This window comes from Amycolatopsis sp. NPDC003676, assembly GCF_053587275.1.
The window spans coordinates 21002-41456 of the sequence record NZ_JBSFNS010000034.1; the positions used below are offsets into that span (position 1 = coordinate 21002).

Below are 20455 nucleotides of genomic sequence, written 5' to 3' on the forward strand. Positions count from 1 at the left end.
CGCTCACCACTCCCCGAGCGTGGTCATCCGCTCCGCCACGCGGTCCGGGGCGGGTTCGGTCATCTCGTCGGCAAGCGCACCGTCGGCGAGGAAGACCACCCGGTGCGCGTAGGACGCAGCGACCGGATCGTGCGTCACCATGATCACCGTCTGGCCGGTCTCGTCCACGAGCTTCCGCAGCAGTTCGAGCACCTGACGGCCGGTACTGGTGTCGAGCGCGCCGGTCGGCTCGTCGGCGAACACCACCTCGGGCCGCGGCGCGAGCGCGCGGGCGATCGCCACCCGCTGCTGCTGGCCGCCGGACAGCTGCGCCGGACGCCGGTCCAGCCGGTCAGCGAGCCCGACCCACCACACGACCTCCTCCAGCCAGGCCCGGTCGGGAGTCAGCCCGGCCATCCGCATCGGGAGCGAGATGTTGTCCGCGACGGTCAGCGACGTCAGCAGGTTGTAGGCCTGGAACACGAACCCGACCCGCTCGCGGCGGAGCACGGTCAGCGCGGTCTCGTCCAGCCCGGCCAGGTCCGTGCCGCCGAGCAGCACCGTTCCGCTGGTCGGCCGGTCCAACCCGGCCGCGCAGTGCAGGAAGGTGCTCTTGCCCGCGCCGGACGGGCCCATCACCGCGGTGAACGACCCTCGCCCGAACTGGACAGTCAGGTCGCGCAGCGCGGTCACCTCGCCCGCGCCGGAACCGTAGGTCTTGCGCACCGAGCGCAGCGAGACCACGTCGTCCGGCGGTGCTCCGGTCTCGGCCAGTGCCGGGCGTTGCCGTTTCTCGCGTGCCACTTCGTCCTCCGGGTGCGGTGATCTTGCTTGTCCCGGACGCTACGGAGCCGGGAACCCGCCGGACAGCACGTATCCTGCAGATCCGAGGTGCAGAAAACTGCACCCGCGAAGCTTCCGAGGGGGTCGGATGGAGCCGGTGCGCGCGGACCGGTTCCGGGGCTGCCTCGCCGGGTTCGGCACTTCCTTCCGCTACCTCGCCGTCGGCGCCGCGGTCGGTCTCGGCGGCCTGCTCCTCTTCTGGCTGACCGCTGGCAGCCTGCTGCTGGGCCTGGTCGGGATCGGCCTGCCGCTGCTGGTCCTGCTCGTCCCGCTGCTGCGCCGGTACGCCCGCGCGCAACGGAAACGGGTCGAGCGCCTGCTGGGCACGCCGGTCGGCGAGAAGTACGCGGCACCCAGTTCACCGCTCGGCGTGCTCAAAGACCGGGCGGTCTGGAAGGACCTGGCGTTCCTCACGGCCAACACCCTCGTCGGCACCCCGCTGTGTTTCCTCGGGCTGAGCCTGCTGTCCGGCGCGCTTTGCTGGGGCACCGCGCCCATCTGGTGGACTCTCCTGCCGCCCGCCGCACACCTCACGTTCCGTCCGGTCACCAGTTGGCCCGAAGCCTTCGGCGCGACCGGCATCGGCCTCCTGTACGCCGCTGGGCTGGTCCTTCTGGTGCCGCTGCTGGCCCGTGGGCACGCGATGCTCGCCCGGGCGTTGCTGCGTCCGCCGCGCGGCAGCAGGCAGGCCCGCCGGATCGAAGAGCTGACCGTCACCCGGGCGGAGGCCCTCGAAGCGCACGGTGCCGAGCTGCGGCGGATCGAACGGGACCTGCACGACGGCACCCAGGCCGGGCTCGTCGCCATCTCGCTCCGGCTCGGGTTGATCAAGCACGCCCTGCAGAATCAGCCCGCCAGCGCGCTCAGCCTGGTCGACGACGCGCAGGAGCTGACCGAGCATTCGCTGGCCTCGCTGCGCACGATCGTCCGCGGGATCTATCCCCCGCTGCTGACCGACCGCGGCCTGGTCGGCGCGGTGCAAGCGCTGGCGTCGAGCAGTGCGATCCCGGTCGAGGTCGGCGTCTCCGGCACCGGGCAGGCCCCGGCCGCGGTGGAGGCGGCGGCCTACTTCGTGGTCACCGAGGCGCTGACGAACATCGCCAAGCACAGCGGGGCCGACCGGGCGTGGATTACGCTCGCGCTCGACCAGGAGAGGATCAGGATCACTGTGCGGGACAACGGAAAGGGCGGTGCCGCGGAGAACTTCGGCACCGGGCTGGCGGGGATCCGCCGCCGGGTCGCGGCCTTCGACGGCGGGTTCGAGCTGAGCAGTCCCGAAGGCGGCCCGACGGTGCTGCGGGCGGAGCTGCCGTGCGTGTCGTGATCGCCGACGACAACGCCTTCATCCGGGAAGGCCTGGCGTTGATGCTGTCCACGGTCGGCCACGAGGTGTGCGCCGTGCTGGAGCGCGGGCCGGACGTGCTGCCCGCGTTGCTGGAGCACCGGCCCGACCTCGCTGTCCTGGACGTCCGGCTGCCGCCGGGCTTCACCGACGAGGGGCTGCGGGCGGCCGCCGCGGCGCGCGAGGAAATCCCGGGGATGCCGGTGCTGATGCTGTCGCAGTACGTCGAGCACGCCTACGCGGCCGAACTGCTGGCCGGCGGCGCGTCCGGGGTCGGCTACCTGCTGAAGGACCGGGTCGGGCGGATCGAGGAATTCCGCGACGCCATGGACCGGGTCGCCGCGGGCGGCACGGTGATGGACCCGGAGGTCGTCTCGCAGCTGATGGCGCGGCGGCGGGCGGCGAACGCGCTCGACGTGCTCAGCCCCCGCGAACGCGAGGTGCTCGCGCTGATGGCCGAGGGCCACGGCAACGGCGCGATCGCCGGGAAGCTGTTCATCGCGGAAACGTCGGTGAACAAGCACGTGGGCAACATCTTCGCCCGGCTCGGTCTGTCCGCGGGCACCGGCGACCACCGGCGGGTGCGGGCCGTGCTCGCCTATCTCAACGCCTGACCGGAAAACCAGTGGAGCCGTGCCCTCGCCCGCGGCTACTGTCGCCCGACCAGTGTCGGCTAGGCGAGGACGTGCCGTTGTACATCGCGTGAGGCATCCCAAGCTCTGATTTCGTCGCGCGCCGCGTTATGCGCCGCGCTTCTTCGTGCTGCGGAATTCTCACTGGAATCGGTGTACTCCTGTGCTCTATCACTGGACAGTCCTGCCCACTTGCCTGCCGCTCGTCCGGCGGCGCTGCCACACGTGCGCGTCCGGAACCTTCCGGGCCGACGGCAAGTTCCGGGTCAACGCCAATCACAAACTCATCGACGCCTGGCTCCTCGTGCTCTGTACCGGCTGCGGGGAAACGGCGAAACTCACCGTGTTCGAACGGGCGAAGGTGCGCTCGGTTAGCCCGGTTCTGCTGGATCGCTTGCACCACAACGATCCCGGCCTCGCCGCCGAACTGCTCCAGGATCCGGTCCTGCAACGGCGCAACCGCGTCGCGCTCGACTGGGACGGCGCCTGGCGGCTCGACACCGGTGGTTCGGACCACTTGGACCAGGACGCGATCGACGTCTCGGTCGGCTTCGCGGCCCGGATCCCGGTCCGGCCGGTGCGGCTGATCGCCGAAGGCTGCGGGCTGGCTCGGGCCGAGGTCGAGCGGTTGCTCTCCGGCGGGAAGGTGGTGTCGGGAGTCCGGCTGAGCGGCAAGCTCTCCGGCGACTTCGCCTTCACGCTCAAGTACTGAGCCGAGTCCGTGCGGGGAACTCTGAGTCTCTCAGAGTTCCCCGCCCGGGCCGCTGTCTGTCCACAACGGACTCCGCAAGTCCACTCCCGACTTCCGCTCGCATGAGCGCGAACCGCGAACCCGGGCACCAGCGCTGCCTGAACGGGCAATCGTGCGTAACCGGATCGCGCGGAAAGCGTTGCCGCAGCTCAGTGCCCCCCGGGTGGAGGAGCGGCTTGCCCCGCCGTCCGCGCACTGGTGTTCAGAAGGGAACAACGCGGCGACAACCCGTAGACCGGCGCTTACCGTAAGTCCGCAGTCTCCCCCGTGCTCTGTCGTATCGGCCGAACGAAGGGCATCCGCGGCGACGTCGGCGGCCTGGCATGCCAGTCCGTCATATCCGGAGAACCCGACCAGAGGAGAAAGCATGGCTTCGCAGGACGGCGCCCGCGTCGACACCAGCGTCATGCGCAAGGGCGCGCAGACGATCAGCGACACCGGGCAGAACATCACCGGGGTGAACCAGAAGGTCGACGGCACCATGCAGACGCTGTTCGGCACCTGGCGCTCGGACTCGGCGAACGTGTTCAACCAGGCCATGGGCCAGTTCGACCAGACGGTCCGCAAGATCGTGCAGAAGCTGGACGAGCTTTCGCAGAACGTGCAGACCTCGGCGAGCGAGTACGACAGCCGGGACTCGGACAACACCTCCACCGCCAACAACGCCGCCACGGTCATCGGCGGCGGCGGCCTGCAGGGCTTCTGATCCCCTTCCTTCCCACGAAAGGACGCTTCCCATGGCTTTGGGCCAGTTCCAGATCAGCTTCGCGACCATGCAGGACACCGTCGGGCAGGCGAAGCAGCAGTCGAACCAGATCACCGAGCTGCTGGACCAGATGAAGGCGGTCATCGAGGGCCAGCGCGAAAACTGGACCGGTGTCGCGGCGGACATGTTCCACGAGACCTACAACTACTGCCACCAGGCGGCGCTCACGCTGCCGCAGGCGCTCGACGCCGCCGCGCAGACCCTCGGCCAGATCAACGAGGGCACCTCGAACACCGAGGGCAACAACGCCAAGCGGTTCGCCGCGAACTGACTCGGCCGTTTCGGCGCGACTGACCAGAAAGGAGGGTGACCAGCCATGGTTGCGTACGGTGACACGAACTACGGGATGAACAACGATTCGTCGAACAAGCACCAGACGACGTCGGACGACGGCAAGTTCCACAGTCCGGGCGACCAGACGCCGCCGGACGTGAAGAACGAGTGGATCCCGCCGGGCGACGTCGGCAAGCCGCCGCCGGTGCCGGGCGGTTCCGAACATCCGGGCAAGGGCGTCACCGCGGTCAACACCGAGGCGATGCGCACGTTCGCGAAGAACCTGCAGACGCTCGCGGACGGGCCGCTGAAGGATTTGCCGGCGAAACTCGACGGCATCCAGCTCAAGCCCGGCGTGTTCCTGACGGCGCAGAACAAGATCTTCACGCCGATCCAGGGCACGAACTCGCTGCGGGACACCACCCGCACCGCGATCCACGACCTCTGCAAAGCGCTCGACGAGGTGGCGGACGCGGTGAACAAGGCCTCGAAGGCGTACGACAACGCCGACGAGGTCAACAAGATGTCGGCCGACGACTACAACCAGTACTTCAACACAGTCAGCGGCCACATCACCGGCGCCGGTCAGAAACCCTGACCGGACGGGCGGCGGTCTTTCCCGGTTCTCTCCGGGGTCTCTCAGGTTCGAAGCGATCGAGGGAAGATGGCGGACGACAACAACACCCACGGGTTCACCTCGGACGACAACGGGGTCTGGCCGGACACCACGCAGACCGGCAACCAGAACACCACTGGTGACCCGTCGAAGGATTTCGACGGCCTGACGTGGAAGCAGATCGAAGCGGCGATCCTCGGCGGCGGTTCGCTGTCGGGCGGCCAGGACAACCGGGACAAGGCCTACGGCAACGTCAACTGGCAGTCGCTTCAGGACGCGGCCGGGGTGTTTCAGGAGACGCAGCAGAACCTCGCGATGGTCGCTCAGTCCATTCAGGACCAGACCGCCGCCCTCGCCGGACCCGACGGTCCGTGGAAGGGCGACGCCGCGACGAAGTTCAAGGACATGATGACCGCGCTGGGCAACAAGTTCTCCGATCTGGCGGACCGGATCGGCGACGGCGGCGGGTCGAACAACGTGCCGAACAACCTCGTCAACTCCGCGGCGTATCTCAAGTGGGCGCAGGACACGATCCGCTACATCGACAGCTATTACGCCAGCCAGGTCCTCGCCCAGGGCAGCAAATACCACCTCAGCGACGGGCGCGCGTACATCTCGCAGTTCCCCGAGGCCGTCGAGATGATGACCAACGACATGCGCAAGGTCGGCGGGCAGCTCGCGCAGAAGTACAACACCGTGCACGTCAACGCGGGCAAGACGACCCCGCCGCCGACTCCCGGCGGTGGTGACGGCAATACGCCCAAGCCTCCTCCGCCACCGCCGACTCCTCCCCCGCCACCCACGCCGCCGCCACCTCCGCCGCCGGTGACTCCTCCCCCGCCGCCTGCTTCTCCGCCGCCACCGCCGGTGACGCAGCCGCCGCCGACTCCGAAACCGCCGCCCGTGTCTCCTCCGCCGGGCGGCAGCAACGGTGCTCCGCCGCCGGTGAACAAGGCCGCGATTCCGCCGCCTCCCAACGGGGTCAACGGTCCTGGCGGTCCTGGCGGGGGCGATGTGCCGCCGCCGTTGAAGAACGCCCTCGTGTCACCGCCGCCGGGCGACGTCAACGGTCCCGGGGGCAACGGCACGCCGCCTCCGATCACGGCTGCTTCCATTCCGCCGCCGCCCAACGGGGTTGGCGGGAACAAGTCGCCGAACCTGCAGAAGCCGCCGGGTTCGGAGGTCAAACCGCCGTCGATTCCCGCGCCGCCGGGCGATTCCGGCAGCGTGAAGCCGCCGAAGGTTTCCCCGCCGCCGGGCGATGTTCCGGGAGGGAACAACCTCAAGTCTCCGTCGATCCCGCCCCCGCCCGGGGCGTCCGGCAACAACCTGTCCGGGCACGTCAACCCGCCGTCGATCCCCGCCCCGCCGGGAAGCTCGGGCGGGTCCGGACACGTGAACCCGCCGTCCATCCCCGCCCCGCCGGGAAGCTCGGGCGGGTCCGGACACGTGAACCCCGCGGCGATCCCGCCGCCCCCGGGAGACTCCGGCGGCAACCTGGCGAACAACGCGCTCAACCCGGCGCACCTGCCGCCGGGCATCGGCAATCCTCCGGGCAACCAGAATCCCGGCGGCAGCGGCATCCCGATGATGCCGCCGGGCGGCATGGGCGGCGGTGGCGGGCTCAACCCGCCTTCCGCGGAACGACCGGACTCGTCCGGGCTGCTCGGCAACATCAAGAAGCCGTGGATCAGCCCGCCTCCGGCTGGCATCGGCAACCCCGACGCCCACGGCGACACGCCACCGCTCACCTCGGCCAAGTGGGCGCCGCCGCCCGGTGCGAGCGGCGGAACCGGCGACGGCGTGGGCGGCCCTGGCGCGAGCGGCAACGGCATGGGCGGACCGGGCGACAGCGGTCCGGGCGCGATCAAGGGCCTCGGCGAAAGCGATCTGCCGAAGCTGCCGAATCCGGTCGGGAACCACGAGCAGGTTCCCGGGGGCGGGACTCCGCCGATGGTGCCTCCCGGCGGCATGGGCGGCGGCAGCGGAATGAACACGCCTGCCGCGGAGCGGCCGGATTCCTCCGGGCTGCTCGGCAACATCAAGAAGCCGTGGGTGAGCGCGCCGCCCGACGGCATCGGCAACCCTGACGCCCATGGCGACACACCCCCGCTCACCTCGGCCAAGTGGGCACCACCGCCCAGCGCGAGCGGCGGGACTGGCGACGGTTTGAGCGGGCCGGGCAGTGAGCCGGTCGGCCCCGGGGTGAAGGGGCTCAGCGAGAGCGACCTGCCGAAGCTGCCCGACCCCGTCGGCAACCATGAGCAGCAACAACTCCCGGCCTCGGGAACGCCGCCGATGGTCCCGCCGGGCGGCATGGGCGGCGGCAGCGGCCTGAACACGCCCGCTGCGGAGCGTCCGGACTCCTCCGGGCTCCTCGGCAACGTCCAGGAGCCGTGGGTGAGCGCACCGCCCGACGGCATCGGCAACCCCGACGCCCACGGCGACACACCCCCGCTCACCTCCGCCAAGTGGGCACCGCCGCCCACCGCAGGCGGCGGAACCGGCGACGGCGCGGGCGGTCCTGGAGTGAGCGGCAACGGCTTGGACGGCCCCGGAGCAAGCGGCAACAGCTTGGGCGGTCCGGGCAGTGAGCCGGTCGGCCCTGGGGTGAAAGGGCTCGGCGAAAGCGACCTGCCCAAGCTTCCCGACCCCGTCACCAACCACGAGCAACAGCAACTCCCAGCTTCGGGAACCCCGCCAATGGTCCCGCCGGGCGGCATGGGCGGCGGCAGCGGCCTGAACACACCCGCCGCCGAACGACCGGATTCCTCCGGACTTCTCGGCAACGTCCAGGAGCCGTGGACGGCCGATCTGCCTGGTGGCGTCGGCGATCCGAGCGCGTCCGGGGAAACGCCGCCGAGCGAATCCGCGGACTGGGCTCCTGCCATGCCGGTGGTCCCGCCGGGCAACGCAGGCAACGGAACACCCGCCGAACGCCCCAACTCGGCCGGGCGGCTCGGCGACGTCCAGGAACCCTGGGCAGCAAGCACCAGCGCACAAGGGGAAACTCCCCCGCGCACCTCAACCGGCTGGACCCCGGCGAAGGGACCGGAAAGCCCCGGAATGCCGATGACCCCACCGGGCAACACCGGCAACGCGACACCCACCGAACGCCCCGACTCGGCCGGACTGCTCGGCGACGTCCAAGCACCCTGGGCGACAAGCACACCGGCAGGCATCGGAGACCCCAGCGCACAAGGCGAAACCCCGCCAAGCCCCTCGGCAGGCTGGGCGACCGGCGCTGGCATCCCGATCGTCCCGCCAGTCGTCCCCCCAGTCAGCGACGGGACGAGCACCCCCGAACGACCGGACTCCGCCGGGCTGCTCACCGGAGTCCAGGAGCTCTGGGCACCTCAGTCCATTGTGGACGCACCCGCCAACACCGGCTGGGCCGCCACGAGCGACGACACCGACCTCGTCCGCATCGCGGTCGTGCAGCCCCTCGATCACGAGGACACCTCGGCCTGGGACGTAGGCACCGCCGAATTCCTCCCCGCCCTCCTGCCGGTCACCACGGCACAAGACGACCGGCAAGAGGAAATCGCCACCGACCTCCTCCAGCGCACCGACGAACCGTGGCGGCCGACCCAAGCCGGCGAGGAACCCGCGCTCGGCACCTACCAGCGCGTCCGCGGCGGACCGGCCGAGGTCGTTCCCGACGAGCTGCCCACCTGCGGCGACGCTCCGGAACCCCCGGAGCCCGAAGCGGACACGGCGGAAGAAGAGACCGAGGAAGAAGAGGAACGCACCATGGCCGATCTGCTCCGGCAGGACGACGCGGCCTGGGGCAAGCCGGCCCGGCGCAGCTCCCCGGGGGTGCTCGAATGAGCACGGAAACCGTCAAGCGGGGCCCGCGCGCCGCGGGCCCGGAAATGCCCGAGGGCCAGGAAGAACTGCAAGAACCGCCCGTGATGGCGGAACCGGCGGCGCGCGATTTCAACTCGCTGCTGATGATGCTGCCGATGGCAATCGGGTCGCTGGTGATGGTGCTGGCGTTCTCGGGAGTCGCGGGAAGTTCGCCGTTCACCTACGTGATCGGCGGCGGCATGGGCGTGTCCATGATCGCGATGAGCCTCGGGCAGCTCTCCCGCGCGGCCGCCGAACGCAAGCGCAAGATGCAGGCCGAGCGGCGCGACTACCTGCGCTACATCGGCCAGGTCCGGGAGCGGGCGCGTTCGACCGCCGAGGACCAGCGGCACGCGGTGGCCTGGAACAACCCGTCCCCGGATTCGCTGTGGTCGCTGGCAATGGGCCCGCGGCTGTGGGAACGCCGGATCAGCCACGAGGACTTCGCGCGGGTGCGGATCGGGCTGGGCACGCAGCAGTCGGCACTGGAGCTGGTGCCGCCGGTGACCAAGCCGATCGAGGACCTCGAACCGCTGTCGGCGATCTCGCTGCGCCGCTTCACCGAGACCTACCGCACGCTGTCCGGCATCCCGACCGCGGTGGGGCTGCGGAGCTTCACCAGCGTCGAGTTCGACGGTGACCCGGAAGCGGCCGTCGCGCTGGTCCGGGCGATGCTCGCGCAGCTGGTCGCCTTCCATTCGCCGGACGAACTGCGGCTCGCGGTGCTCACCACCGAAGCCGCGCAGGCGCAGTGGGACTGGGTGAAGTGGTTGCCGCACAACAACCATCCGGCCCTCCGTGACGCGGCGGGCCCGCTCCGGCTGCTGGCTGCCGACCATGACGAGCTGATGGACCTCCTCGGCCCGGACGTGGCCGACCGCGACGACCACGACAAGACCGTCGGGCCGACGACGACCGAGCCGTTCGTGGTGATCGTCGCGCATCTGGCGACGATTCCCGAGTCGTCGCGGCTGGTCGGCGCGGGGCTGCGCAACGTCGTCCTGCTGGACGTCACCGGCGCGCTCCCCGGCGGCCCGAAAGTGCTGCGGCTGACCACAAAGGACGGTCTGGTCGAGTTCCCGGCGGGCAGCGGAGTGGGTTCCGCGACCCGCGACGAGCTGTCGGTGACCCAGGTCGAAGGACTCGCCCGGCTGCTCGCGCCCAAGCGGACCAGTGGCACTCTGGAGATCGCCGACCAGCCGCTGGAAAGCGACTTCGGACTGACCGCGCTGCTCGGCATCAAGGACGTGCACACCTTCGACATCCCCGGCCAGTGGCGGCCCCGGGCAGCTCAGCGAGCCCGGATGTCCGTGCCGATCGGCGTGACCGAGGACGGCGAGATCGTCGAACTGGACCTGAAAGAATCCGCGCAGGGCGGCATGGGCCCGCACGGGATGCTGATCGGCGCGACCGGGTCCGGCAAGTCGGAGCTGCTGCGCACGCTGGTGCTCGGGCTGGCCGCGACGCATTCGTCGGAAATCCTCAACTTCGTGCTCGTCGACTTCAAGGGCGGCGCGACGTTCCTCGGAATGGACCGGCTGCCGCACACCTCGGCGACGATCACCAACCTCGCCGACGAACTGCCGCTGGTCGACCGCATGCAGGATTCGCTCAACGGCGAAATGGTGCGCCGCCAGGAACAACTGCGCGCGAGCGGCTATCCGTCGCTGTACGAATACGAAAAGGCCCGCGCGGCCGGCGAACAGCTGGCCCCGATGCCGACGCTGTTCCTGGTGGTGGACGAGTTCTCCGAACTGCTGAGCGCGAAGCCGGAGTTCATGGAGCTGTTCGTCTCCGTCGGACGCCTCGGTCGCAGTCTCGGCGTGCACCTGCTGCTCGCGTCGCAGCGGCTGGACGAGGGCCGCATCCACCGCGTCGAAGGTCACCTGTCGTACCGGATCGCGTTGCGCACCTTCTCCTCGATGGAATCCCGCAGCGTGATCGGCGCGGGCAGCGCTTACGAACTCCCGCCGGAACCAGGCAACGGCTACCTGAAGATCGACACCACGAACCTGGTGCGGTTCAAGGCCGCTTACGTCTCCGGTCCGGTCCCCGCGGGCAACGGCGAGAACTCCGCGGTCGCCGCGGCGCGGGCCAGCCGCGAGGTCGTCCCGTTCCGCACGGAGTCCCATCCGGCGAAGCTGATCATCCGCGACGACGAGCCGGAACCGGCCGAGAAGCAGTCCGATGTGGACGCTCTGGAAGCCGCCGTTCCGGGCGGGCCGACGCTCGCCGACGCGTTCATCGACCGGCTGACCGGCGCGGGTCCGGCGGCCCGCCAGGTGTGGCTGCCGCCGCTGGCCGAATCGCCGAGCCTGGATTCACTGCTGCCGAGCGTCACGCCGGATCCGGTGCGCGGCATGGCGGTGGCCGACCCGGCGCACTGGGGCAGGCTCCGGGTGCCGATGGGGATGATCGACCGGCCGTTCGAGCAGGTCCGCGAGCTGCTGACGGCGGACCTTTCGTCGGCGGCCGGGCACGTCGCGGTGGTCGGCGGGCCGAAGACCGGCAAGTCGACTCTGCTGCGCACCCTCGTGCTGGCGCTGGCGATGACGCACACCCCGCAGGAGGTCCAGTTCTACGGACTGGACTTCGGCGGCGGCGGGATCATGTCGCTGTCCGGGCTGCCGCACGTCGGTTCGGTCGCCACCCGGCTCGAACGCGACCGGGTCGTCCGGACCATCGAGGAAATCTCGCAGGTCATGGAAGGCCGCGAAACGCTGTTCTCCGAGCACGGCATCGAATCCATGGACGCCTACCGAGCGTTGCGCCGCAGCGGCCAGATCGAGGATCCGTTCGGCGACGTCTTCCTGGTAGTCGACGGCTGGTACAGCCTCAAGAACGACTACAGCGACTTGGAGCAGAAGATCGGCGAGCTGGCTTCGCGCGGGCTGTCGTTCGGGGTGCACGTGGTGATTGGCGCGACGCGCTGGTCGGAGATCCGGCCGTACCTGCGCGACCTGCTGCAGACGCGGTTCGAACTGCGGCTCGGCGACCCGATGGAGTCGGAAATCGGCTCGCGCAAAGCGAAAACGGTGCCGAACCAGCCGGGCCGCGGCCTCACTCCAGACGGCCTGCACTTCCTCGCCGGGCTGCCCCGGATGGACGGCAGCGGCAACACCGACGATCTCGCCGCCGCAGCCAAGGCGGTCGCCGAAGAGGTGCATCTGTTCTGGCCAGGCGCACCCGCGCCGTCAGTACGGCTGCTGCCCGCGAAACTGCCGATGGCGCAGCTTCCCGCGCCGGACGGCGACCTTCGGATCGCGCTCGGCCAGGACGAGCAACGGCTGCTGCCGGTGTGGCACGACTTCGCGGCCACTCCGCACCTGCTCGCCTTCGGCGACAACGAAACCGGCAAGACCAACCTCCTACGGGTGGTGCTGCGGTCGGTGCTGGCGCGTTATTCCTCGAGTGAGGCGAAGATCGTGCTAGCCGACCCGAGCCGCCAGCTGGACGTCGAGGTGCCCGAGGAATACCGCGTCGGGTACGCGACCACCACCGAGGCGCTGCAGGAACTCGCGCAGCAGGCCAGCGTTTCGCTCACCCCGCGTGTGCCGGACCAGACCATCACCGCGGACCGGCTCAAGCGCCGCGACTGGTGGACCGGCCCGCGGCTGTTCTTCGTGGTGGACGACTATCAGCTGCTCACCAGCGGCATGGGTTCGCCGCTGGAGCCGCTGTTGTCCTTGCTGTCGCAGGGTTCCTACATCGGGTTCCACCTGATCCTCAGCCGCAGCACCTCGGGCGCGATGCGCGCGCTGAGCGACTCGGTGGTCCGCCGGATCTGGGAGCTCGGCAGCCCGGGCGTGGTGTTCTCCTACCCTAAGGAGGAGGGCAAGTTCCTCGGCGAGGCGGCCCCGCGCCAGCTGCCCGCCGGCCGCGCGCAGCTGGTGACCCGCCGCGGCGTGAAGCTCGTGCAGACCGCGACCGCGGAAGAAGACCGGGCCGGCGAGGGCTGGTCCCCGCTCGCGACGACGGAAAGGGGCGTGCGATGACCGCGTCGACCGGCGAACTGTGCCGGATCACCGTGTACGGGCCGCAGGGCCGGGCGGACCTGGCGGTGCCGATGTCCGTCCCGCTGACCAGCCTGCTGCCCGTGCTGCTGGAGCACACCGGCAGCCGGGAGGACCTCGGCGACGGCTGGGTGCTGCAGCGGCTCGGCGAGGAGCCGCTGGACGCGTCGGGCACGCCGGAATCGCTGGACTGGAAGGAGGGCGAGGAATTCCACCTCCGCCCTCGCGCGGATCCGTTGCCGGAGCTGGACTTCGACGACATCGCGGACGGCATGGCCACCGCGGTGAGCCGGCACCCCGGCCGCTGGCGTCCGGAGTTCAACCGCGGCCTGTTCCTCGGGTTCGCGATCTTCTCCCTCGCGGTGCTCGCCAAAGTGCTGCTCTACCCGGGTTCGGCCGGGCTGACCGCGATCGGCGGCGGCGTGGTGTCGCTCGGCCTGCTCGTCGCGGCGGTAGCGACCGGGGTGCGTTCCGAAGACAAGGCCCTGCTGACGTTGCTCGGGCTCGGCGGCTGTGCGTTCGCGTTCCTCGCCGGTGCGGTCGCGGTGGCCGGACTCGATTCGGCGTTCGACCTGCAGGGCGCGCCGATTTTGACCGGCTGCCTGACGTTCGCGCTGGCTGGCGGTCTCGTGCTCGGCGGACGAGCGGCGTGGTCGCACGCCATCCCGTTCGTGCCGTTCGGCGCGGTGGTCGCGACCGGGCTCGCCGGGGCGCTTTCGCTGTGGCTGCATCTCGGTGCCGGGTTCACCACCGAGCAGGCGGCAGGGCTGGTGACGTTCGTGCTGGTCGGGCTGATGGTGTTCGCACCGCGGATCGGCATCCGGTTCGCCCGCATCCGCGGTCCGCAGCTGCCGCGTTCGGCCGGGGAACTGCAGTACGACATCGAGCCGATGCCCGCCGCGCAGATGGTGCACCAGACCGGGTACGCCGACGGCTACCTCACCATCGCCTGCCTTGCCGCCACGGCCGTTTTCGTCGGCTGTTTCCCGTTCCTGGTCGGCCACGGGCTGTTCCCGACCATCCTGGGCGGGCTGGTGTCCGCGGCGGTGCTGATGCGTTCGCGGGCGCTGCTCGGTGTGTGGCAACGGGTTCCGCTCGCCGCCGCTGGGGCGATCGGCTTGGTGCTGCTCGGGCTGTCGCTGATCCAGCCGTTGCCGACGCCGTGGCGAGGCACCTGTCTCGCCGGGCTGTGCCTGGTGTTCTTCCTGCTCCTGCTGGCGATGCTGCGCCCGCCGCCGCGGCGGCTGCTGCCGATCTGGGGGCACCTGGCGAACTGGCTGGAAACGCTGAGCGCGGTGGCGATGATCCCGATCCTGCTGCAGTTGTTCGGCGTCTACGCGTGGGCCGTCGGGCTCACTTCCTGAAGCGATGGAGGGGTGACATGGTGCAGACGCAGAAGGACCACGTCGAGGCGTATTCGTTCCTGATCGGGCGGATGACCTCGGCGCTGGTGCTCGGCGACGCGAGCCACCTCGACGTGCCCGCCCGGCGGGCCTGGGTGGGCCTGCTGGTCGGGCTGGTCCTCGGGCTGCTGATCGCGGTCGGGTTCTTCGTGTACGGGCTGATCGCGCACCACACCGGCGGCGCGGCCCCGGCCGTCGGCCGCCGAGTCTGAGAAGGAGGCAGCCATGGAGCTTTCGCTGATCCGGCGCGACGACGGCGCTCTGGAGAAGAAGACCGTGGGCAACGCGCTGGTCGTGCATCTCGCGGAGGGGATGACCGGCGAGGCGCAGTCGCTCGCGCTCGGCGTCGCGGCCGATCCCGACCATGACCTCGTCGTCGTGGACCTGCCGGTCGATTCGCCGATCGCGATGTGGGAATCGGTGGCCAAGGCGCTCCCCCGGCGGCGGCGCGGCGTCCGGCTGGTCATCGGCGGCCGCTCGCGCGAGACGACCGCGCTGGCCGGCCAGTGGCTGGCCGAGCGGATCAACCGCCCGGTGCTCGCGCCGGACGGTTCGGTGATCCCGAGCGCGGGCGGCGCGCTGTTCGTCCACGCCGGACGCGGCGGCGGCTGGGTGCGCTTCCGGCCGGGCCGCCCGCCGGCCTGGGAGGCGAAGCGGTTCCCGCGCCCGGCTTGGGATTCCGGCATCGCCGCCGAGCTGACGCCGACGAGTTCGCGCGGGGTCGCCGAACCGCTGCCCGGCGGATTGTGGGTCCGTCCGGTCGGCTTCGACGGGCCCCAGCGGCACCACCGCAAGGCGCTGATCTCCCGGATGCCCGCCCAGCACGACACCATGACCATCGTCCTGGGCTGCCCCGGCTGTCCGCCGCTGACGCTGGACGACGCGGCCCGGCTGTGGGTCCAGCTGCCCGAGAAGGTGCGGGCCAAGGCGCGGTTCGTGCAGTACGGGCCGATGTCGGTGCCCGGCGAGGCCACCATCGGACAGGCGCTGGCGGATCTGCTCGGCAAACCGGTCGCGTTCTACGCGGGCGTGCCGGTCGGTTCGCCGCAGCTGCCGACTTTGCGGACCGTGATGCACGACGGACGCTTTGGCTGGCGTCCGTTCACCACCGAACTCGGGTACGAACCCGGCTCGGCTTCCGTCTTGCCTGAGCTGCTGTCGCACCGCCCGCCGATCCACGGGCTCGACCAGGTCTCTCCGGCGGTGTACTGGTACTCGCCGGACGCGGTAGTCGAGGTCGTGCAGTCGGGTCTGCTGGTGCGTCCGCCGCAGGACGGTCCTTCGTCGGCCGCGATCCGCGAGATCACTCTCGACGCCGCGGTGCACAACCTCACCTTTGACGCGGCCGACGAGGGTTCGGTGTCGCGGATGCGGTTGCTGGCAGAGGATTTGCTGGCGCGGCTCGACGAGGAGACTCGCCGGATGAGCCGGGTGTTGCCCGCCGCGGCGCTGCTTGCGGAGCGTGCGCGGCCTCGGGTGGTGACTCGGGCGTTGGAGGCGATCGAGGCTGGGAATCCGGCCCCGGTTGTTGCCGCGGCTCCTCCGGCGGCTTACTTGCCTGCGGCTCCGGCGGCGTTGGGGATCGCTGCGCCTACGGAGGTTCCTGGGGCGATCGCGGCTCCGGTTGCTCCGGTCAGTGCTCCGGTAGCTCCGGCGGAAACTCCCGCAGAGCCCCCGGTCAAGGTCTCCGCTGCTCCTCCGGCAGCGAAGCCGCTCACGCACCTTGCCCCGGCCGATGTCGCACCGGCCAAGCCCGTCGAACCACAGGTCGCCAAGCCCGCGATTCCGGTGTCCACTTCGGACAAGACGGAACCCGCGGCCAAAGCGGAGCCCGCACCGAAACCGGCGAAAGCACCGGCAGACTTGCGTTTCCAGGAAACCCCCGGCGCGGAATCGACCGCCTTGCTGCCCAAACGCGGCGCGGACAAGGAACGCCAGTGGCTGCGCAAATCGCTCGGCGCGGAGTACGGCCTGATGTCGAACACCGTCGCGCGGATCCTGTCCGAACACCCAGGTTTCCAAGGCGTGCTGTCGACCTCGTCCTCGGTTGAGGTGCTGACCGACGCGGTCGCCGTGCAGCTCTACCTGTCCCCCAAGGGATCGACGATCGATGCCGGGCTGCGTCGCGGCGCGAACGGTCCGCACGTGCCGGTCGCCCGATGCGTCGTAGCCGGGCTGAGCAGGCTGCCCTCGCACCGAGGTCCGGCCACTTTCGCCACCGAGCTGCCGCCGTCCGCTTGGCCGCTGCTGGACGGACGGAAAGTGCTGACCGAATGGGGCTTCCTGAACGCACTGACCCAGCCGTCGTCCACTGTGGACGGCGAGACGGACGTGCTGGCGTGGTCGATCACCGGACGGCGCACCAAACTGCTGGAACCGAGCGAGGGCGGCGTCGAGAACCGGGTGCTGTTCGTGCCGGGGACCAGCTTCAAGGTGCTCGAGACACGCAAACCGGCCGCGGGCGCGCGGGGTGCGGTGCTGCTGCGGGAACTGACCGCGAGCGAGATCGACGAGACCGGCCGGGTCGCGAACGACCGGGCGTCGCTGGACGAGCTGGCGATGAACTCGCTCCGGCAGACGCTCGAGACGTGGGCGGAAGCGGGCGAGGACCTGGTCCGGACCGTGATGGACGAGCAGGCGGCGGAGCGGTTCGGGGCGCTCCCGGGCCTGGCGTGAGTGCGGAGAGGCGGAGACGATGAACCGACAGCTGCTCGTGGTCGGCGGCGACCGGCCGGGTGCGTTCGGAACCATCGGCGCGGCGCTGGCGCAGGCGCAGCCGGGGGCGACGATCAGCGTCCATCCTGGACGGTACGAGGAAAACCTCGTGGTTGACCGGATGGTGTCGCTGGTGGCCGAACAAGGCGCGGGCACCGTGGAAATCGTGGCGAGCACCGGAAGCGTGCTCGTCGCGAACGCCGAAGCGGTGCAGTTGAGCGGATTCGTCCTGACCGGCACCGACGACCAACTGGTCACTGTGGACGTTGTACGCGGCGAGGCGGCGCTGGACGGCTGTCGGCTGTCCGGGAATTCGTGGGCGACTTTGCTGGCGCGGCTGGAAGGTTCGCTCGCGCTGCGGGGCTGCACGGTGACCAGCACCGGCGGTGCCGGGGTCGTAATCGCCTCGCCGGTGCAATCGGCCATTGAGGACACTGAGATCGTCGACGCCGCGTCGTCCGGAGTGGTCGTGGCCGAGACCGGTTCGGTGCTGCTGCGCCGATGCGCGGTGCGGGGCGCGGCGGGCAACGGGGTGTGTGTCAACGGCGAAGCGGTCGCGATTGTCGAGCAGTGCGAGATCGTCGGCGCGCAAAAACCGGCGATGGTCGTGGAACAGCAGGGACGCGCGACCATTACCGGGCTGACTGTGCGGGACAGCGCGAACGTCGACCTGTACGTGACCAGCAAGGGCCGGGTTTCCGTTGCGTCGTCGCAGTTCCGGTCGGCACCGATGCAGGCCGCGCACATCGCCGCGTCTGCTGAACCGCTGCTGCGCGAGTGTGTGTTCGCCGGGGCTGGCACGAACGCGGTGCAGGCCACCGGAACCGCCGCGCCGCAGTTCGTGGACTGCACCTTCGAGGGTTCGCCGGTCACGATCCTGGTCGACGACCAGGCGCGGCCGCGGTTCGAACGCGCGACCGTCCGGGGTTCTACGCACACCGCGCTGTCGGTCAGCGCCGATTCCGCCGTGACCGTCGGCGGGCTGCGGATGACGCCGGACAGCGGTGTCGGCATTGTCCTTTCCGGACAGTCCACCTTGGATCTTGCCGACGCCTCCATCGACACTGGCCGGGAAGCCGGGGTGCAGGTCACCGAGAACGCCCGATTGACGGTGACCGACATTCGGGTCGATTCGACGGCGGACCAGGCGGTCTCGTTCGCTGGCGGCGCGCCGTCCTCGGCGAAGTCGGTGCAGGTCCGCGGCGGCGGTCTGCACATTTCCGGAACCGCGGAAATCTCCTTGCAGGACTGCGAGATCATCGACTCCACAGTGGACGGAATCACCGTCGCTGCGGGCTCAACGTTGACCGCTTCCCGCTGCCGGGTGCGCAATGCGCGAGGCAATGGCGTGTACGTCGGCGCTCAGGCCTCGTTCACCGAATGCGAGGTCCTCGGCGCGGGCGAGGACGGTTTCCACGTGGAAACCACCGAGCCGGTCAGCATCCGCGATTGCGTGGTCAACGACGCCTCTGGCGAACTCGTGAGCGGCGAGCACGCGGACATCGACAACCTGCTCACCGATTCCGCCCGCCCGCTCGAAGTGCTGGCCGGTCCCACCAGCGACGTCGCTGAGCAGACTGTGAGCGAAGCCGCCGGAGAAGTGCTCGAAGGCCCGCTGGGCGACTTGGAAGCGCTGGTGGGGCTAGCCGGGGTGAAGAAGGAAGTCACCGGCCTGATCAACCTGATCAAGATGTCGCAGATGCGCGAGCGGATGGGCCTGCCGATGCCGCCGATGTCGCGGCATCTGGTGTTCGCGGGCCCGCCCGGCACCGGTAAGACGACCGTCGCCCGGCTGTACGGCACGGTGCTCGCCGAACTCGGCATCCTGTCGAAGGGGCACATGATCGAGGTGGCCCGCCAGGACCTGGTCGGCCAGTACATCGGGTCCACCGCGATCAAGACCACCGAGGTCGTGGAGAAGGCCGTCGGCGGGGTGCTGTTCATCGACGAGGCGTACACGCTGAGCGCGCCGACCGGCGGTTCCGGCCCGGACTTCGGGCAGGAAGCCATCGACGCGCTGATGAAGATCATGGAGGACCAGCGCGATTCGCTGGTGGTGATCGTCGCGGGCTATTCCGAGCAGATGGAACAGTTCCTGCAGTCGAACCCCGGTCTCGCCTCGCGGTTCACGCGCACCATCGAATTCCCCAACTACAGCGTCGACGAACTGGTCACCATCACGACCGGCCTGACCCGCAAGCACTACTACGAAATGACCGACGACGCGCTGGCCGCGCTGCGCGAGTATTTCGAGCGGGTGCCGAAGAATTCGACGTTCGGCAACGGTCGCGTCGCGCGCAAGCTGTTCGAGGCGATGGTGAACAACCAGGCGTCGCGGCTGGCGCTGTATCCGCCGTCCAAAGACATCGAACTGAACCGCCTCACCGCCGACGACCTGCAAGCCGAACTGACGCAACTGCCTTCCGCGGCGAAGTCCTCCGTTTCGGTCACCGCCGACCCCGCCGCCGCGGTGAAAACCAGTGCGGGCTGGAAACGCCTCAGCGGACTGGTCGGCCAGAACTCGGTCCGAGAGAACGCCGAACGGCTGCTGCTCAAGCTCGGCCGCCTCACCCACGAACGGCAACCGCTTGGCCACCAGGCAAACCTGGTGATCAGCGGCAAACGCGGCACCGGACGTTCCGAATACGCAAGCCTGTACGCACAAATCCTCTCCGAATTCGGCATGACCCCGACGGGGCAGCTGGTTCGCCGCAACCTCGCCGAAGAGCTGTCACCGCAATGGCCGGGCCAAGCCGAGCACCTGGTCCGCGCCGCGGTGGAAGACGCTTCCGGCGGTACCCTGGTCATCGACCTGGACGGCGACTGGGACACCTCCCCGCACACCCCCGGGATCGAAGCCCTGGAAGCACTGTCCGAAATGGTCTCCCGCCGCCCCGCGGATCCCGTCGTGGTGTTCACCGGGGAAAGCGACCGCGTCGGCGAACTTCTCGCCCAGCTGCCCACCCTGCGCGACGCCTTCCCGTACGGCTGGCAACTCAGTGAGTACACAGTGGACGAACTAGCCGAAATCGCGGTGCGCCTGCTGATCCGACGCGGCCACGAGGTCCCCGACGACGTCCGCGACGCACTCGCCCACGAACTCTCCGCCGCCTCCGACCACACCGCGCACGCCGCGCATGAGCTCGCCCGCACGCTCTCGGCCGCCGCCGCGTCCCGCACGCTGGCCGCCGCCGACCTGCGCGGCATCCGCCCGCCCGACACCGGAGCCATGGCCCTAGGCCCCGGCCTGGCCTCGGTCGGCTGACCCTCGGG

General features: G+C 70.1%; 13 protein-coding genes. 12 read left to right on the plus strand and 1 reads right to left on the minus strand.

Features of this window, described 5'->3' with window-relative positions; all coding sequences use genetic code 11:
• Nucleotides 1-3: 3 nt before the first annotated feature.
• A complete protein-coding gene (locus tag ACWDNU_RS21220) occupies nt 4-783 on the minus strand; it encodes an ABC transporter ATP-binding protein (protein ID WP_449670146.1) in 780 nt (259 codons plus the stop codon).
• 127 nt (nt 784-910) lie between these two features.
• Here ACWDNU_RS21220 and ACWDNU_RS21225 point away from each other — a divergent pair, with 127 nt between their 5' ends.
• From ACWDNU_RS21225 to ACWDNU_RS21280, 12 genes are all read left to right on the plus strand, one after another.
• Nucleotides 911-2146: a sensor histidine kinase gene (locus ACWDNU_RS21225; protein ID WP_449670148.1), complete on the plus strand. Its 1236-nt coding sequence runs from the start codon at nt 911-913 to the stop codon at nt 2144-2146.
• Nucleotides 2134-2778 carry a LuxR C-terminal-related transcriptional regulator gene (locus tag ACWDNU_RS21230; RefSeq protein ID WP_449670149.1) on the plus strand — a complete coding sequence of 215 codons (645 nt, stop codon included), beginning with the start codon at nt 2134-2136 and terminating at the stop codon, nt 2776-2778. The genes ACWDNU_RS21225 and ACWDNU_RS21230 overlap by 13 nt, the downstream gene beginning before the upstream one ends.
• Before the next feature lie 181 nt (nt 2779-2959).
• Nucleotides 2960-3508, plus strand: a complete 549-nt coding sequence (locus tag ACWDNU_RS21235) for a DUF1062 domain-containing protein (protein WP_449670150.1) — start codon at nt 2960-2962, stop codon at nt 3506-3508.
• A 406-nt stretch (nt 3509-3914) separates the two neighbouring features.
• Nucleotides 3915-4253 carry a WXG100 family type VII secretion target gene (locus tag ACWDNU_RS21240; RefSeq protein ID WP_344284506.1) on the plus strand — a complete coding sequence of 113 codons (339 nt, stop codon included), beginning with the start codon at nt 3915-3917 and terminating at the stop codon, nt 4251-4253.
• Nucleotides 4254-4284: 31 nt separating this feature from the next.
• Complete coding sequence (locus ACWDNU_RS21245) at nt 4285-4584, plus strand: WXG100 family type VII secretion target (RefSeq protein ID WP_037812613.1); 300 nt, start codon at nt 4285-4287, stop codon at nt 4582-4584.
• 45 nt (nt 4585-4629) lie between these two features.
• Nucleotides 4630-5184, plus strand: a complete 555-nt coding sequence (locus tag ACWDNU_RS21250) for a WXG100 family type VII secretion target (protein WP_449670151.1) — start codon at nt 4630-4632, stop codon at nt 5182-5184.
• 66 nt (nt 5185-5250) lie between these two features.
• Nucleotides 5251-9033, plus strand: a complete 3783-nt coding sequence (locus ACWDNU_RS21255; protein WP_449670152.1) for a hypothetical protein — start codon at nt 5251-5253, stop codon at nt 9031-9033.
• Entirely contained in the window at nt 9030-13046 is a 4017-nt protein-coding gene (eccCa, locus tag ACWDNU_RS21260; protein ID WP_449670153.1) for a type VII secretion protein EccCa, read from the plus strand. Before ACWDNU_RS21255 ends, eccCa begins: the two co-directional genes overlap by 4 nt.
• Entirely contained in the window at nt 13043-14428 is a 1386-nt protein-coding gene (eccD, locus tag ACWDNU_RS21265; RefSeq protein WP_449670154.1) for a type VII secretion integral membrane protein EccD, read from the plus strand. The genes eccCa and eccD overlap by 4 nt, the downstream gene beginning before the upstream one ends.
• Before the next feature lie 17 nt (nt 14429-14445).
• Nucleotides 14446-14679 (plus strand): type VII secretion protein EccB, encoded by a 234-nt coding sequence (locus ACWDNU_RS21270; protein ID WP_370935827.1) that lies wholly within the window; start codon nt 14446-14448, stop codon nt 14677-14679.
• Between the two features lie 13 nt (nt 14680-14692).
• Nucleotides 14693-17143, plus strand: a complete 2451-nt coding sequence (locus ACWDNU_RS21275; RefSeq protein WP_449670155.1) for a hypothetical protein — start codon at nt 14693-14695, stop codon at nt 17141-17143.
• 19 nt (nt 17144-17162) lie between these two features.
• Entirely contained in the window at nt 17163-20447 is a 3285-nt protein-coding gene (locus ACWDNU_RS21280; protein ID WP_449670156.1) for a right-handed parallel beta-helix repeat-containing protein, read from the plus strand.
• The last annotated feature ends 8 nt before the right edge of the window (nt 20448-20455 follow it).